The organism is Bradyrhizobium sp. SZCCHNRI3043 (assembly GCF_032377735.1).
In the GTDB taxonomy this organism is placed as follows: Bacteria; Pseudomonadota; Alphaproteobacteria; order Rhizobiales; family Xanthobacteraceae; genus Bradyrhizobium.
Genome location: NZ_JAUHID010000001.1, coordinates 689,849 through 704,159 on the forward strand (window position 1 = coordinate 689,849; position 14,311 = coordinate 704,159).

Below are 14,311 nucleotides of genomic sequence, written 5' to 3' on the forward strand. Positions count from 1 at the left end.
CGCTGCCTGCAGTCCTCTCGTACTCTATTCGCGCCCCGTAATTGTCGTCCTCGGCGCCGCTCCGGTATTGGACAAATTGTCCAATGTCGGCCGTGTCGTCCGGTCGCTAGGTGAGGCCTCGTTCAGAGATCCGCCGTGCGACGAGGTTAAGCGTGCGTTACTGGAAATCCTTGGCTCTGCTGCCGCTGGGGCTCGCGCTCGGCGGCTGCAATCTGGTCGTGCTCGCCCCCTCCGGTGATGTCGCCGCCCAACAGCGCGATCTCGTGATCATCGCGACCGTGCTGATGCTCTTGATCGTGGTGCCCGTCATGGCGGCGACGGCGATCGTGGCCTGGCGCTACCGCCAGTCGAACCAGGCGGCGACCTATACGCCGGATTGGGATCACTCCACCCAGCTCGAGCTTCTGATCTGGGCGGCGCCGCTGCTCATCATCATCTGCCTGGGCGCGGTCACATGGATGGGCACGCATCTGCTCGATCCCTACCGCACGCTCGGGCGCATCGCGGTCGATCGTCCGGTGACGCCGCAGGACAAGCCGCTCGAGGTCAACGTGGTCGCGCTCGATTGGAAGTGGCTCTTCATCTATCCCGAATATGGCATCGCCACCGTCAACGAGCTCGCCGCACCGGTCAACCGGCCGCTCGATTTCAAGATCACCTCGTCCTCGGTGATGAACTCGTTCTACATCCCCGCTCTGGCCGGCCAGATCTATGCGATGCCGGGCATGCAGAGCCGGCTGCACGCGGTCATCAACAAGCCCGGCGTCTATCGCGGCTTCTCGGCCAACTATAGTGGTGCCGGCTTTTCCAGCATGCGCTTTGCCTTTCATGGTCTGTCGGATGCGGAGTTTTCCGGCTGGATCGAGAAGGCGAAGGCCAGTGGCAATCACCTCGGCAAGCCGGATTATCTCGTGCTTGAGCGTCCCAGCACCGACGAGCCGGTCCGCCATTTCGCCTCGGTCGATGCTGACCTGTTCCGCGCCATCCTCAACATGTGCGTCGAATCGGGCAAGATGTGCATGAGCGAGATGATGGCGATCGACGCGAGAGGCGGCATGGGCCTGGCCGGCGTCCGCAACACGCTGCCGCTCGCCTACGACAAGTTCGCCGCGCGTGGCGCCGTCTTCGGCGCCGAGCCGAGCTTCGTCGCCGGCGGCGTCTGCCTGCCGGGCGATCAGGTCACGCGGATGGCAGCGGAATCGTCGCCCACCGTTCTCGCGCCGCTCGATTGGACGCCGCTGCAGGGCCGCGGCCTTGAACGGCCCAGCCTGCTGCGGCCGTCGAAGGCGTCTTTCATCACGGGGCCAGCCTCCAAGTCGGATTCGTGAGGGTCACATCATGTTCGACACGTCAGATCTCACCCGATTGATCTTCGGCCGGCTCACGCTGGAGTCGCTGCCGCTGCACGAGCCGATCATCGTCGGCACCTTCGCGATGGTCGCGCTCGGCGGCATCGCGCTTTTCGGCGCTATCACCTATTTCCGGCTGTGGGGCTATCTCTGGAAGGAGTGGTTCACCACCGTCGACCACAAGCGCATCGGCATCATGTACATGGTGCTCGGTATCGTCATGCTGCTGCGCGGCTTCGCCGACGCGCTGATGATGCGGCTGCAGCAGGCGATCGCGTTCAACGGCTCCGAGGGCTACCTGAACTCGCACCATTATGATCAGGTGTTCACGGCGCACGGCGTGATCATGATCTTCTTCGTGGCGATGCCGCTGGTCACCGGTCTGATGAACTATGTCGTGCCGCTGCAGATCGGCGCCCGCGACGTGTCGTTCCCGTTTCTCAACAATTTCAGCTTCTGGATGACCACGTCGGGCGCCGTGCTGGTGATGTGCTCGCTGTTCGTGGGCGAGTTCGCGCGCACCGGCTGGCTGGCCTATCCGCCGCTGTCGAACCTCTCCTACAGTCCGGATGTCGGCGTCGACTATTACATCTGGGCCCTGCAGGTCGCCGGCGTCGGCACGCTGCTGTCCGGCGTCAACCTGATCTGCACCATCGTCAAGATGCGTGCGCCCGGCATGACCATGATGAAGATGCCAGTCTTCACCTGGACCTCGCTGTGCACCAACGTGCTGATTGTCGCCTCCTTCCCGGTGCTGACGGCGGTGCTGGCGCTGCTGTCGCTCGACCGCTACGTCGGCACCAACTTCTTCACCAATGATTTCGGCGGCGACCCGATGATGTACGTCAACCTCATCTGGATCTGGGGCCATCCGGAGGTCTACATCCTCATCCTGCCGGCTTTCGGCATCTTCTCCGAGGTGACCTCGACCTTCTCGGGCAAGCGCCTGTTCGGCTACACCTCGATGGTCTACGCCACGGTCGTGATCACGATCCTGTCGTACCTCGTCTGGCTGCACCATTTCTTCACGATGGGCTCCGGCGCCAGCGTGAACTCCTTCTTCGGCATCACCACGATGATCATCTCGATCCCGACGGGCGCGAAGATGTTCAACTGGCTGTTCACGATGTATCGCGGCCGCATCCGCTTCGAGCTGCCGATGATGTGGACGGTCGCCTTCATGCTGACCTTCGTGATCGGCGGCATGACCGGCGTGCTGCTCGCGGTGCCGCCGGCCGACTTCGTCTTGCACAACAGCCTGTTCCTGGTCGCGCATTTCCACAACGTCATCATCGGCGGCGTGCTGTTCGGCCTGTTCGCCGGCATCGCCTACTGGTTCCCGAAGGCGTTCGGCTTCAGGCTCGACCCGCTCTGGGGCAAGATGTCGTTCTGGTTCTGGACGGTGGGCTTCTATTTCGCGTTCATGCCGCTCTACGTGCTCGGCCTGATGGGCGTGACCCGTCGGCTGCGCACCTTCGACGATCCGAGCCTGCAGATCTGGTTCGTCGTCGCCGGCATCGGTGCGTTCCTGATCCTGCTGGGCATCGCGAGCTTCCTGATCCAGATCGCGGTCAGCATTGTCAGGCGTGAGCAGCTCGCCGACGTCACCGGCGATCCGTGGAATGCGCGCACCCTGGAGTGGGCGACGTCGTCGCCGCCGCCGGCCTACAATTTTGCCTTCACGCCTGTGGTGCACGACAATGACGCCTGGTGGGACATGAAGCGCCGCGGCTACGCGCGTCCGCTCGCCGGCTTCAAGGCGATCCACATGCCGAGCAACACCGGTACCGGCGTGATCCTGGCGGGCCTCAGCACCACCATGGCATTCGGCCTGATCTGGTACATGTGGTGGATGGCGGCCGGAAGTTTCCTGGCGCTGCTCGCGGTCGTGATCGGCCACACTTTCAACTATCACCGCAGCTTCCACATCGCGGCCGATGAGGTTGTCAGCGCCGAGCGTGCGCGCACCGAGCTGCTCGCCGCAGGAGCCAAGTCATGACCGTTGCGATGGGCACTCTGAAGGCCGGCGAGCCGGTCTTCTACGTCGTCGACGAGCACGAGCATCCCGAAGGCAGCAGCACGATGCTCGGCTTCTGGATCTATCTGATGAGCGACTGTCTCATCTTTGCGATCCTGTTCGCCGTCTATGGCGTGCTCGGCGCCAAGTACGCCGCCGGGCCGGCGCCGAAGGATCTGTTCGACTTGTCGCTGGTCGCGGTCAACACCTCGTTCCTGCTGCTGTCGTCGCTCACCTATGGCTTCGCGATGCTGTCGATGCAGCGGAACCGCGTTGGCGCGATGCAGGCCTGGCTCGTGGTGACGGGGCTGTTCGGCCTCGCCTTCCTCGGCATCGAACTGACCGAGTTCGCGCACATGATCCATGAGGGCGCGACGCCGCAGCGCAGCGCCTTCCTGTCGTCGTTCTTCACGCTGGTTGGAACCCACGGCCTGCATGTGACGTTCGGTCTGGTCTGGCTGGTCACCCTGATGGTGCAGGTCAGGACCCACGGCCTGATCGAGGCCAACCGGCGGCGGCTGGTCTGCCTCAGCATGTTCTGGCACTTCCTCGACGTGATCTGGATCGGTGTCTTCACCTTCGTCTACTTGATGGGAATGCTTCGATGAGCTCTGATGTCCATGCTCACGCGCACGGTTCCGCCGACGACCATGCCGGCACGCGCTCGGGCCAACTGATCGGCTTCGGCGCCTCGGTCGTACTCACCGCCATCCCGTTCGTGCTGGTCATGACCGGCTCGCTCGACAAGCAGGCCACGGCGCTGATCATCATGGCGTTCGCGGCCGTGCAGGTCGTCGTCCACATGGTCTTCTTCCTGCACATGAACACCAAGGCCGAGGGTGGCTGGACCATGATGGCGCTGATCTTCACGATCATCATGGTGGTGATCGCGCTCAGCGGCTCGCTCTGGGTCATGCATCACCTGACCACCAACATGATGCCGGTGCACGAGATGGGCCAGACGCCGTGATGTCAGCTCCTGCCGACGGGGCAGGGGAACGCGACGAGGCCAGCCGCGGGCGATTCGGCGCGCTGCGGCTCGCGATCGGCGCGGCGTGGGTTGCCTGCGTCGCGATGCTGCTGGCGCTGGGCGTCTGGCAGATCGAGCGGCGGGCCTGGAAGCTCGACCTGATCGATCGCGTCGAGCGCCGCGTTCATGCCGCGCCCGTGCCGGCGCCGAGCCCGGCGGATTGGCCGGCCATCGATCGCAGCGACGACGAGTACAAGCTGATAACGTTGAGCGGCCGCTTCCTCAACGACCGCGAGACGCTGGTCCAGGCGCTGACGGTCGAGGGCTCCGGCTATTGGGTGGTGACGCCGCTGCAGACCGCCGGCGGAGCCGTGCTCGTCAATCGCGGCTTCGTGCCCGCGGATCGCCGCGACCCCGCAAGCCGCAGCGCCGGGAACCGGAATGGCGCAGTCAACGTGACCGGATTGCTGCGGATCTCCGAGCCTGGCGGCGGCTTCCTGCGCCACAACGATCCCGCGGGGAATCGCTGGTATTCACGTGACGTCGCGGCGATCGCGGCGGCGCGCGGTCTGTCCGACGTCGCACCGTTCTTCGTCGATGCCGATGCGACCCCGAATCCCGGCGGGCTTCCGATCGGGGGACTCACGGTGATCTCGTTTCCGAACAACCATCTGGTTTACGCGCTGACCTGGTTTACATTGGCCCTCATGCTGGCCGGCGCCGGGCTGCAGCGGCTCCGCCGCGGGCAGAGTGAGCGCGAAGCGCCGGCAGCGCAGGATGTGGAATGGGATCAGCGGCGGCAGGACATGGGTGGATGCGGGGCGGCGTCTTGAGGGATCGAAGCTCGCCGTTCTGCCGGCGGAGATCGGACGTGGCCTCATGAGAAGCGAGGCCCCTAATCTGCCGTTTGGAGCCGTGGCCGCGATCGCCACACCCGAGATCAACGCGCCGCTGCCGACGAAGGACGCGACCAACCGCAAGAACATGGTGCTGCTGATCCAGCTGCGCTGGATCGCCGTGGTCGGTCAGATCGTCACCATCGGCTTCGTGACCACCTGGTTCGGCATTGCGTTGCCGCTGCTGCCGATGGCGGCGATCATCTGCGCGCTGGTGGCGCTCAATATCGCCAGCCATATCTGGCTGCGCACGCATGACGACGTCGGCAATCGTCACCTGCTGATCGCCCTGATGCTCGACGTCGTGGCGTTGACATCGGAGCTCTATCTCACCGGCGGCGCGTCGAATCCGTTCACGTGCCTCTATCTGCTGCAGGTCACGCTGGGGGCCGTGCTGCTCGATGCGCGCTCGTCCTGGTCGCTGGTCGCGCTGACGGTGCTCAGCTTCATCTGGCTCACCATCGAGTACCGTCCCCTGCAACTGCCGCAGCGTCACGTCAGCGATGCATTCACCCTGCACATCACCGGCATGTTCGTCGGCTTCGTGCTCGACGCCGTGCTGCTCGTCGTCTTCGTCACCCGCATCAACCGGAACCTGCGCGAGCGCGACGCCAAGCTTGCCGATCTGCGCCAGCACGCAGTCGAGCAGGACCACATCATCCGCATGGGCCTGCTCGCCTCAGGCGCCGCGCATGAGCTCGGCACGCCGCTGGCGTCGATCTCGGTGATCCTGAACGATTGGCACCGCATGACCGCGATCTCTGCCGATCCGGCGCTCGCGGAGGATTTCACCGAAATGGAAGCGGCGGTGCAGCGCTGCAAGTCGATCGTCACCGACATCCTGGTCTCGGCCGGTCAGGCGCGCGGCGAAGGCTCGGCGCCCACGACGTTGAAGGCGTTCCTGACGACGCTGGTCGCCGAATGGAGCGTGGCGCGCTCGGCACGCAATCTGATGTTCCGCAACGAGTTCGGCTCGGATCCGGCGATCGTCTCCGACGTCGCGCTGAAGCAGGCGATCGTCAACGTGCTCGACAACGCGTTCGAAGTCTCGCGCGAGTGGGTGGAGTTCGTGGCCGAACGAGATGGTGATCAGCTGCTGCTCAGCGTCAGCGATCGCGGGCCGGGCTTTGATCCGGCGATGCTAGGTCAACTCGGACGTCCCTATCAGTCGAGCAAGGGCCGCCCGGGCCGCGGCCTCGGCCTTTTCCTGGTGGTCAACGTGATCCGCAAGCTGGGCGGCAGCGTATCGGCCTGGAACCACCGAGGACGTGGGGCGACCGTGCGGCTGTCACTGCCGTTGTCGACGCTTGTCATTGGAGAGCGCGATGGCGAATGACCTGTCCCTCTTGATCGTCGAGGATGATGACGGTTTTGCACGCACCCTGAAGCGGTCGTTCGAACGGCGCGGCTACGAGGCCGTCGTCGCCGGCTCGCTCGAGGACGTCGACGAGATCCTCAAAGAAAAGACGTTCGGCTATGCCGTCGTCGATCTCAAGCTCGGCGGCGCCTCAGGTCTCGTCTGCGTCGAGAAGCTGCATGCTCATGATCCGGAGATGCTGATCGTGGTGCTCACCGGCTTCGCGAGCATCGCGACGGCGGTCGAGGCGATCAAGCTCGGCGCCTGCCACTATCTGGCCAAGCCGTCGAACACCGACGACATCGAGGAGGCGTTCCGCAAGGCGCAGGGCAATGCGCAAGTGGCCCTGGCCGAGCGCTCCACCTCGATCAAGACGCTGGAATGGGAGCGCATCCACCAGACCCTGATCGAGACCGACTTCAACATCTCCGAAGCTGCAAGACGGCTCGGCATGCATCGCCGGACGCTCGCGCGCAAGCTGGAGAAACGCCCGGTGAAGTAGATCGATACGGTTGTTGTCCGGAGGAGTGGAGCTCATTCTTTCCGACCTACTCCCTTGCCAGAGCCGTTGCCGGATCGAGCCGCGAGGCGCTGCGGGCGGGCATGTAGCCGAAGCCGATGCCGATCGCCATCGACGTGACGGCGGCGCCGACCATTGCGAGCGGCGAATAGATCAGCTGGAAGCCGACGTCGAGCGCGTTGAAGACCGTGCCGAAGCCGACCGCGAGCGCAAGGCCGAGCGCGCCGCCGAGCAGGCAGACCAGAACGGCCTCGATCAGGAACTGCATCAGGATGTCGCTGCGCCGCGCGCCGACCGCCATGCGCACGCCGATCTCGCCGACGCGCTCCGACACCGACACCAGCATGATGTTCATGACGCCGATGCCGCCGACCAGCAGCGAGATGACGGCGATGGCCGCCACCAGCAGGGTCAGCACCTGCGTGGTGCTCTCGACGGTCTTGCGGATGTCGTCGGTGTTGAGGACGAAGAAATCCTTGGCGTTGTGCCGCTCCGTGAGCAGCGCCGTTGCGGCACGCTCGGCCGCAGCCATCGGCGTCGCCTCGTCGACGCGGACGCTGATGCTGCGCAGCACCTGGTTGCCGAGGAAGCGCGCCTGCACGGTGGTGTAGGGCAGATAGACGATCGGCGTGGAACTGGAGCCGAACCCGGCCTGCTGCTGCTTGGTGACGCCGACGACGCGGCAGGGCACCTTGCCGATCAGGACCACGCTGCCGAGCGGGCTGACGTCGGAATCGGGAAACAGTGCCTTGCGCGCATTGTCGTCGATGACGGCGTCCTGGGCGTAGGAGCGCACGGTATCGGCATCGAGATAGCTGCCTTCGGCGAGCTCGGTGTTCTTGACCCGGAAATACTGCTCGCCGACGCCGGAGATCTGGGCGCTGACCTCGATCGCGCCGAACCGCAACGTGCTGGTGGTCGAGACCGTCGGAGAGATGGCATCGACATAAGGCTGCTGCGCCATGACCTTGGCGTCGGCTAGCACCAGCGTCCTGATCTTGCTGGAGCGCGTATCGCCGAAATCCTTGCCGGGAAAGAATTCCAGCGTGTTGGTGCCGAGCCGGTTGATGTCCTTCAGCACCTTGGCCTGCGAGCCCTTGCCGAGCGCCAGCACCAGCACGACCGAGGCGACGCCGATGATGATGCCGAGCATGGTGAGGAACGCGCGCATCCGGTGCGCATTCATGGCGAGCAGCGCCATCCGCGCGGCCTCGCGGAAACGGTCGAGCTGGCTGCGCCACCACGACGCCGCCTGCGCTGCGTGGTCTTCGGCCGCTGCGGCTGGTGCTGGTCCCGAAGTGCGCGGGTTGAGCCGGTCGGAAATGACGCGGCCGTCCTCGATCTCGATGATGCGCCGGGCGCGCTGCGCGACGCTCGGATCGTGGGTGACGATGATGACGGTGCGCCCGGAGGCGCTGATCTCGTCGAGGATGCGCAGTACCTCCTCGCCGCTGGCGCGGTCGAGCGCGCCGGTCGGCTCGTCGGCCAGGATCACGTCGGGATCGTTGACCAGCGCGCGGGCGATCGAGACCCGCTGCTGCTGGCCGCCCGAGAGCTGACCCGGCTTGTGGTCGGTACGGCTGCCCATGCCGAGCCGCTGCAGCAGCGCCGCCGCCTTCCGGCGCCGCGCATTGGGGCCGAGCCCGGAATAGACGGCCGGGACCTCGGCATTCTCAGCGGCCGTGAGCTCGCCCAGCAGATGGTAGCGCTGGAAGATGAAGCCGAAATGCTCGCGCCGCAACGCCGCCAGTTCGTCCGGATCGAGCGAGCCCATCTCGCGGCCGGCGATCCGGTAGCTGCCGGATGTCGGGCGGTCGAGGCAGCCCAGAATGTTCATCAGCGTCGACTTGCCGGAGCCAGATTGCCCGATGATGGCGACCATCTCGCCGCGCGCGATCTGGATGTCGACCCCGCGCAAGGCATGGACGGTGCTCTCGCCGGAGGCGTAGCACCGCCCGACGTTCTGCAGATCGATCAGCACCTCCGCCATCACGGACCTCCGGAGGAGGCCGGCGGCGGCATCACGGTTCGCTTCGGCCCCTCGTCGGGCGTCGAGATGACGACCCGCTCGCCCTCGCGCAGGCCGGACTGCACCTCGGCCCGGATCTTGTTGTTGAGGCCGATGTGAGTGGTGCGCTTCTCCAGTGTTCCTGCGCCGGTCAGCACGCGCACCGTGTAGCTGCCGTCGGGATTGGCGTTGCCAAGCGCGGACGACGGAATGGTCGGGACCTTGCGGGCCTCGCCGAGAAGGATGTGGACCTCGGCCGTCATGTAGGTCATCAGCCGCCCGTCCGGATTGGCGATGTCGAACACGCCGTTGTAGTAGATCGCCGACGACGTGGTGGACGAGGACGAGCTGCTGCTCGACGTGGTCGTCGTGCTCGACGAGAAGCTCGAATCGCTCTTGATCGATTCGGGCGCCGGCTCGATCGATCCGAGCGTGCCCTCGTAGCGATGATCGGGCTCGCCCAGCACGGTGAAATAGACGTTCTGTCCGGGCCGGACCTTGACCACGTCGGCCTCGGAAATCTCCACCCGCACGGTCATCGTCTCGACCTGGCCGAGCACGACGATGGTCGGTGCCGACTGCACCGCATTCACGGTCTGGCCCTGCTGGGTGACGATCGACAGCACGGTGCCGTCGATCGGAGCCGTGATCTTCGTGTAGCCGAGATTGACGCGCGCGGTCTCGATCGCCACCTCGGCCTCGACGATCTGCGCGTCGAGCTGCGCGATCTGGGCCTGGGTCTGCTTCGCGGTCGCCTCGGCGCTGTCATAGTCGGCGCGCGACGACGCCTTCTGCGCCAGCGTAACCTGCTGCCGCGCCAGGTTCGCCTCGGCCAGCGCCAGGGTGGCGACCTTCTCGTCACGCTGCGCCCGCACGTTCCGCAGGCTCGCCTCGTTGGTGCGCAGCGTGTTCTGCTGCGTCAGCGAGTCGATCTCGGCGATCAGGTCGCCGGCCTTCACTTTCTGGCCGAGCTTGACGTTGAGCGCGACGAGGCGCCCCGAGGCCTGGGCACCGACCGCGACGAGCTTGACCGGCTTCAGCGTGCCGGTGGCGAGCACGGTCTGCTCGATGTCGCCGGTCGTGACGGGTGCGGTGACGAGATTGGCGTTGGGATTGCTGGTCAGCCTCATGACCAGCACGATCGCGGCGGCCAGAACGACGAGCGCTCCCACGATCAGCAGCGGCCAGCGGCGCGGCCGCTTGGGCTTCGGTCCCGGCGCGTGGCCGTCATCGACCGCGACCGCTCGGGGCATGTGGGACAAGGGTGCGTTCATCGGATCATTTCGGAAACACGTTTTGGAATTCAGGACGTGGGCTATTTGGGGTCGACGGACTGCGCGAGATGCGGCCCGGTGCCGCTGTCGACGACCTCGGGCCGCGAGCTGTCGATCGCGCCGGTCCAACCGCCGCCCAAAGCCTTGGCCAGTGCGACGTAGTTTTTCGCCAAGGTCGCGCGGCTGGCGAGCAAATTGTCCTCGGCCGTGAATTGTGAGCGCTCGGCGTCGAGCACGTCGAGGAAAGTGCTGGACCCCGTCTGATAGAGCGAGCGCGACAGCCGTGCAGCCTCGCCATAGCGTCGCGCCGACTCCGTCAGGCTGCGGATGCGGATGCGTTCCTGGGCGAGATTGACGATGGCGTTCTCGACGTCCTCGAGCGCGCTCAACACGGCGCTCTGCCAGGCGACGTGGTACTCGTCGCGCTGCGCCTCGGCGATCTCCACCGCCGCCTGCAGCTTGCCGCCGTTGAAGATCGGCACCGACACGCTGGGGCCGATCGACCAGCCGATGGTCGAGCTCTTGCCGAGATCGCCGAGCTTCAGCGCGCTGGTCGAGACCGAGCCGCTGAGGCTGACGTCCGGATACAGCGCAGCCGTCGCTTGTCCGATCTTCGCGGTGAACTGTGCGAGCTGCCGCTCGGCCTTGCGGACGTCCGGCCGCATCACCAGCACGTCGGCCGGGATGCCCTTCGGCAACGGCAGGCGTGGCGCCGGGATCGCCGCAGTGCGCGACAGGCGCAGGCTCAGTGCGGCCGGGTCGCGGCCGAGCAGCACGCCGAGCCGGTGCACGGCCTGCTGATAGCTGCTCTCATAGGTCGGGATGGTGGCTTCGGTGCTGGCGGCGAGCGCGGAGGCCTTGGCGGTGTCGACGGCCGACGCCGAGCCGGCAGTCTGCTTGCGCTCGGTCAGCGCCGCGGTCTCGCGCTGCGAGGCCGCCGTGCGCCGGGCCAGCGCCACCCGCGCCTGATAGGCGCGGGCATCGATGTAGTTGGAGGCGACGTCGCCGATCAGCGTCAGCAAGGTCGCGCGCAGATCGTCCTCCGCGGCGTCGACGCCATAGCCCGCCGCCTCGACCGCGCGGCGGTTGGCGCCGAACAGATCGAGCTCCCAGCTCGAATCGAAGCCGGCCTGGTACTGGCTGTATGTGGTAGGAGCGATCGCGATGCCGCTCGTCGAGCTGCCGGCGCTGCGGGTCTCCGTCGCCGTGCCGGTGCCGCTCACTGTGGGAAACAGTGCGCCGATGGCCTGGCGCTGCGTCGCCCGCGCCTCGCGGATGCGCGCCTTGGCGGCGGCGACGTCGAGATTGCCGCTGACGGCGTCTGCGATCAGCTGATCGAGCATGACATCGCCGAGGCTGCGCCACCAATGTGCGAGCTTCAGCGCTTGCGTGGGTTTGTTGCGGTCGCTGCTCCAGCTCTGGGGCATGCCGAAATCCGGCTTCACGTAGTCGGGCCCGACGGCGCAGCCGGCGAGCAGCGGTGTGGCCAGGCAGAGTGCGAGCAGGAGAGGCTTCACGGTGGCTGAGACGATCGCGGTTCGGAAGAGGGCCGCGCCGGCTGAAGAGCCATGCCGCAGGACTTCCCTGTTGATGCTTGTCTGATGCGTAAAGCCTAGGCGTGATACCAATTTCGCAGGATTAAGTCGCGTGAAGAAATGTTTCCGCCTTAACAATACAGCTTACTTTTGCCACGATCGGAGCTCGCTTCGGGCTGTTCTTTTGGACTCAAATCGACCATGTTCCGCGCATGATGTCGTCACACAATACCGCCGTGGCCGCAGACGCAAACATACCGGCAGCTGCGCGCATTCTCTGCGTCGAAGATGACCGGGAGATTGCGGCGCTGCTCACCGAGCTGTTGCAGGAGCACGGCTTCGCGCCGCGCTTCGTGTCCTCCGCGGCCGCAATGAACGACCTCTTGCAGCGCGAGCAGGTCGACCTCATCATGCTCGACGTGATGCTGCCGGACGATGACGGCATGAGCATCTGTCGCCGCCTTCGCCAGATCTCGACCGTGCCGATCATCATGGTGACGGCGAAGGGCGAGGACATCGATCGCATCCTCGGTCTCGAGCTCGGCGCCGACGACTACGTCGTCAAGCCGTTCAATCCGCGCGAGCTGGTGGCGCGGATACGCGCGCTGCTGCGCCGCTCGCAATTGCATCCCGCCGTGATCGCGGCGCGGCAGGCGCCGATGACTTTCGACGGCTGGCGCATCGAGCCGGCGACGCGCACGCTGTTCGATCCCGACCGCGTCAAGATCACGCTGACGAGCGCCGAGTTCGACATTCTCCTGGCGTTCTGCCGCAACGCCGGCCGGGTGCTGTCGCGCGAGCAACTGATCGAGCTGGCGCATGGCGGGCAGGCCGGGCCGGTCGAGCGCAGCATCGACGTTCACATCAGCCGCATCCGCCAGAAGATCGAGCCCGGCGCCAGGAGCTGGACCCTGATCAAGACGGTGCGCCTCGGCGGCTACGTCTTCACGCCAAGAGTCGAGAGCATCGATGACGCCTGATAGCAAGCCGTGCCCGCGCCTCGGCCTCACCACGCAGATCGTGACGCTGGCGTCGCTGTCGGTGCTGTTCGGCATGGTCGTGATGATCGCGGCGGCGCTGCTGTTCCTCGATCCGCCCGACGAGCAGGAATCGCCGGCCTACGGCATCGCGCGCGTGGCCGAGGCGGTGCACTTCGTCCGCGCCGCGAACGACCCCGTGGCCGTCGACAGCAGCCTGTCGAGCCTGCGCAGCTCCGGCATCCAGGTCGAGCTCGTGCCGCTGACCTCGCTCACGCTGCTCGCCAAGCCGGTCAGGGACGTGCCATGGACCTCGCGGCTGGCCCGCCGTCAGCTCAGCGTGCTGCGTGACATCACCTTGCTCCACGGCGTCGGCTATGGCGCGTCGCCGCCGACCCAGATCATCGTTCAGGTCGACGGCGAGCGTGCGCTGGTGTTCGACGACGTGCCGCGCCTCGAATTCTGGTCGATGGTGCTGAAGCCGACGGCGGTGTTCCTGTTCCTCATCCTGATCCTGGGCGTGCTGCTGTCGATCTACGCGGCGCGGGCGATCATCCGGCCGCTGTCGGAGATGGCGCGCGCGGCGGCGGCGTTCGGCCGCTCGCCGGGAGCGCAGGAGCCGCTGAGCCGGCGCGGGCCCCGGGAGATCGCCCAGGTCGCCGAGGCGCTGAACGAGATGCAGGCGCGCATCCGCGCGCTGCTCGACGACCGCACGCGCATGCTGGCCGCGATCAGCCACGATCTGCGCACGCCGCTGACGCGGCTCCGGCTGCGCTCGGAGCGCATCGGACAGGGCGAGATGCGCAGCGCGATGCTGCGCGACATCGACCAGGTCAGCCGCATGCTCGACGAGACGCTGGACTATCTGCGCGACGACACCAAGGCCGAGCAGCCGGCGCGGATCGAGCTGGCGAGCCTGCTCGAGACGATCTGCTGCGACTTCGCCGATGTCGGCCACGCCGTCACCTTCGATGGACCGTCGCGGCTGGTCTGCGAGGGCCGGGCCCGGGCGCTGTCGCGCGCCGTCACCAACGTGGTCGAGAACGCGGTCAAGCATGGCAGCGAGGTCGTGGTCAGCCTGTCGACCCTGGCCGACGGCATGATCGCGATCGAGGTCGCCGACGACGGTCCGGGCATTCCGCAGGCGCTGCAGGCGCGCGCGCTGGAGCCGTTCGTCAAGCTCGACCAGGCGCGCTCCGCCGGCGGCTTCGGCCTCGGGCTGTCGATCGCGCAGGAGATCATGAAGAAGCATGACGGCGGCATCGCGCTGATGCCCAACGCCCCGCGCGGTCTGCGGGTGCGGCTGTCGCTGCCGCTGCGCATCGCGATGCCCTCGGCGATCCCCGCCAAGGTGGCGTAGCAGACGCCACGAGAAAGAAACCCCGCCGGTGCTGATCCCGGCGGGGCC

The 14,311-nt window shown here is 66.3% G+C and carries 12 protein-coding genes; 9 read left to right on the top strand and 3 right to left on the bottom strand.

The features are described from left to right. Positions 1 to 152: 152 nt before the first annotated feature. Genes cyoA through QX124_RS03275 form a run of 7 tightly spaced genes read left to right on the top strand, consistent with a single transcriptional unit; the run spans position 153 to position 7,091 of the window. A complete protein-coding gene (gene cyoA / locus QX124_RS03245; RefSeq protein WP_315796242.1) occupies positions 153 to 1,328 on the top strand; it encodes a ubiquinol oxidase subunit II in 1,176 nt (391 codons plus the stop codon). Positions 1,329 to 1,338: 10 nt separating this feature from the next. Next, complete coding sequence (gene cyoB / locus QX124_RS03250; protein WP_315796244.1) at positions 1,339 to 3,348, top strand: cytochrome o ubiquinol oxidase subunit I; 2,010 nt, start codon at positions 1,339 to 1,341, stop codon at positions 3,346 to 3,348. Then, positions 3,345 to 3,974, top strand: a complete 630-nt coding sequence (cyoC, locus tag QX124_RS03255) for a cytochrome o ubiquinol oxidase subunit III (protein ID WP_315736742.1) — start codon at positions 3,345 to 3,347, stop codon at positions 3,972 to 3,974. The genes cyoB and cyoC overlap by 4 nt, the downstream gene beginning before the upstream one ends. Next, positions 3,971 to 4,336 carry a cytochrome o ubiquinol oxidase subunit IV gene (gene cyoD, locus QX124_RS03260; RefSeq protein ID WP_315796246.1) on the top strand — a complete coding sequence of 122 codons (366 nt, stop codon included), beginning with the start codon at positions 3,971 to 3,973 and terminating at the stop codon, positions 4,334 to 4,336. The genes cyoC and cyoD overlap by 4 nt, the downstream gene beginning before the upstream one ends. Further along, positions 4,336 to 5,169, top strand: a complete 834-nt coding sequence (locus QX124_RS03265; protein WP_315796247.1) for an SURF1 family protein — start codon at positions 4,336 to 4,338, stop codon at positions 5,167 to 5,169. The genes cyoD and QX124_RS03265 overlap by 1 nt, the downstream gene beginning before the upstream one ends. A gap of 46 nt (positions 5,170 to 5,215) precedes the next feature. Next, the gene (locus QX124_RS03270; protein ID WP_315796249.1) at positions 5,216 to 6,568 is read left to right on the top strand and encodes an ATP-binding protein; all 1,353 of its coding nucleotides are present in this window, start codon (positions 5,216 to 5,218) and stop codon (positions 6,566 to 6,568) included. After that, positions 6,558 to 7,091, top strand: a complete 534-nt coding sequence (locus QX124_RS03275; RefSeq protein ID WP_315713466.1) for a response regulator transcription factor — start codon at positions 6,558 to 6,560, stop codon at positions 7,089 to 7,091. Before QX124_RS03270 ends, QX124_RS03275 begins: the two co-directional genes overlap by 11 nt. Before the next feature lie 46 nt (positions 7,092 to 7,137). On the opposite strand, the gene QX124_RS03280 is transcribed toward QX124_RS03275, so the two are convergent. From QX124_RS03280 to QX124_RS03290, 3 genes are read right to left on the bottom strand one after another with little or no spacing between them, the layout of a single operon-like run. Further along, complete coding sequence (locus tag QX124_RS03280; protein ID WP_315796250.1) at positions 7,138 to 9,099, bottom strand: MacB family efflux pump subunit; 1,962 nt, start codon at positions 9,097 to 9,099, stop codon at positions 7,138 to 7,140. Beyond that, positions 9,099 to 10,391: an efflux RND transporter periplasmic adaptor subunit gene (locus QX124_RS03285; protein ID WP_315796251.1), complete on the bottom strand. Its 1,293-nt coding sequence runs from the start codon at positions 10,389 to 10,391 to the stop codon at positions 9,099 to 9,101. Before QX124_RS03285 ends, QX124_RS03280 begins: the two co-directional genes overlap by 1 nt. Before the next feature lie 41 nt (positions 10,392 to 10,432). Continuing rightward, positions 10,433 to 11,908, bottom strand: coding sequence for an efflux transporter outer membrane subunit (locus QX124_RS03290; RefSeq protein ID WP_315796252.1), 1,476 nt, complete (start codon positions 11,906 to 11,908; stop codon positions 10,433 to 10,435). Positions 11,909 to 12,138: 230 nt separating this feature from the next. Here QX124_RS03290 and QX124_RS03295 point away from each other — a divergent pair, with 230 nt between their 5' ends. Beyond that, a complete protein-coding gene (locus QX124_RS03295; RefSeq protein ID WP_315796253.1) occupies positions 12,139 to 12,906 on the top strand; it encodes a response regulator in 768 nt (255 codons plus the stop codon). Then, the gene (locus QX124_RS03300) at positions 12,896 to 14,263 is read left to right on the top strand and encodes an ATP-binding protein (protein WP_315796255.1); all 1,368 of its coding nucleotides are present in this window, start codon (positions 12,896 to 12,898) and stop codon (positions 14,261 to 14,263) included. Before QX124_RS03295 ends, QX124_RS03300 begins: the two co-directional genes overlap by 11 nt. The last annotated feature ends 48 nt before the right edge of the window (positions 14,264 to 14,311 follow it).

What these genes read in the sequence shown, in the direction of transcription:
- cyoB (WP_315796244.1), top strand. Translation starts at nt 1,339, where the DNA reads ATGTTCGACACGTCAGATCTCACCCGATTGATCTTCGGCCGGCTCACG.
- cyoC (WP_315736742.1), top strand. Translation starts at nt 3,345, where the DNA reads ATGACCGTTGCGATGGGCACTCTGAAGGCCGGCGAGCCGGTCTTCTAC.
- cyoD (WP_315796246.1), top strand. Translation starts at nt 3,971, where the DNA reads ATGAGCTCTGATGTCCATGCTCACGCGCACGGTTCCGCCGACGACCAT.
- QX124_RS03265 (WP_315796247.1), top strand. Translation starts at nt 4,336, where the DNA reads ATGTCAGCTCCTGCCGACGGGGCAGGGGAACGCGACGAGGCCAGCCGC.
- QX124_RS03270 (WP_315796249.1), top strand. Translation starts at nt 5,216, where the DNA reads ATGAGAAGCGAGGCCCCTAATCTGCCGTTTGGAGCCGTGGCCGCGATC.
- QX124_RS03275 (WP_315713466.1), top strand. Translation starts at nt 6,558, where the DNA reads ATGGCGAATGACCTGTCCCTCTTGATCGTCGAGGATGATGACGGTTTT.
- QX124_RS03280 (WP_315796250.1), bottom strand. Translation starts at nt 9,099, where the DNA reads ATGGCGGAGGTGCTGATCGATCTGCAGAACGTCGGGCGGTGCTACGCC.
- QX124_RS03285 (WP_315796251.1), bottom strand. Translation starts at nt 10,391, where the DNA reads ATGAACGCACCCTTGTCCCACATGCCCCGAGCGGTCGCGGTCGATGAC.
- QX124_RS03295 (WP_315796253.1), top strand. Translation starts at nt 12,139, where the DNA reads ATGATGTCGTCACACAATACCGCCGTGGCCGCAGACGCAAACATACCG.
- QX124_RS03300 (WP_315796255.1), top strand. Translation starts at nt 12,896, where the DNA reads ATGACGCCTGATAGCAAGCCGTGCCCGCGCCTCGGCCTCACCACGCAG.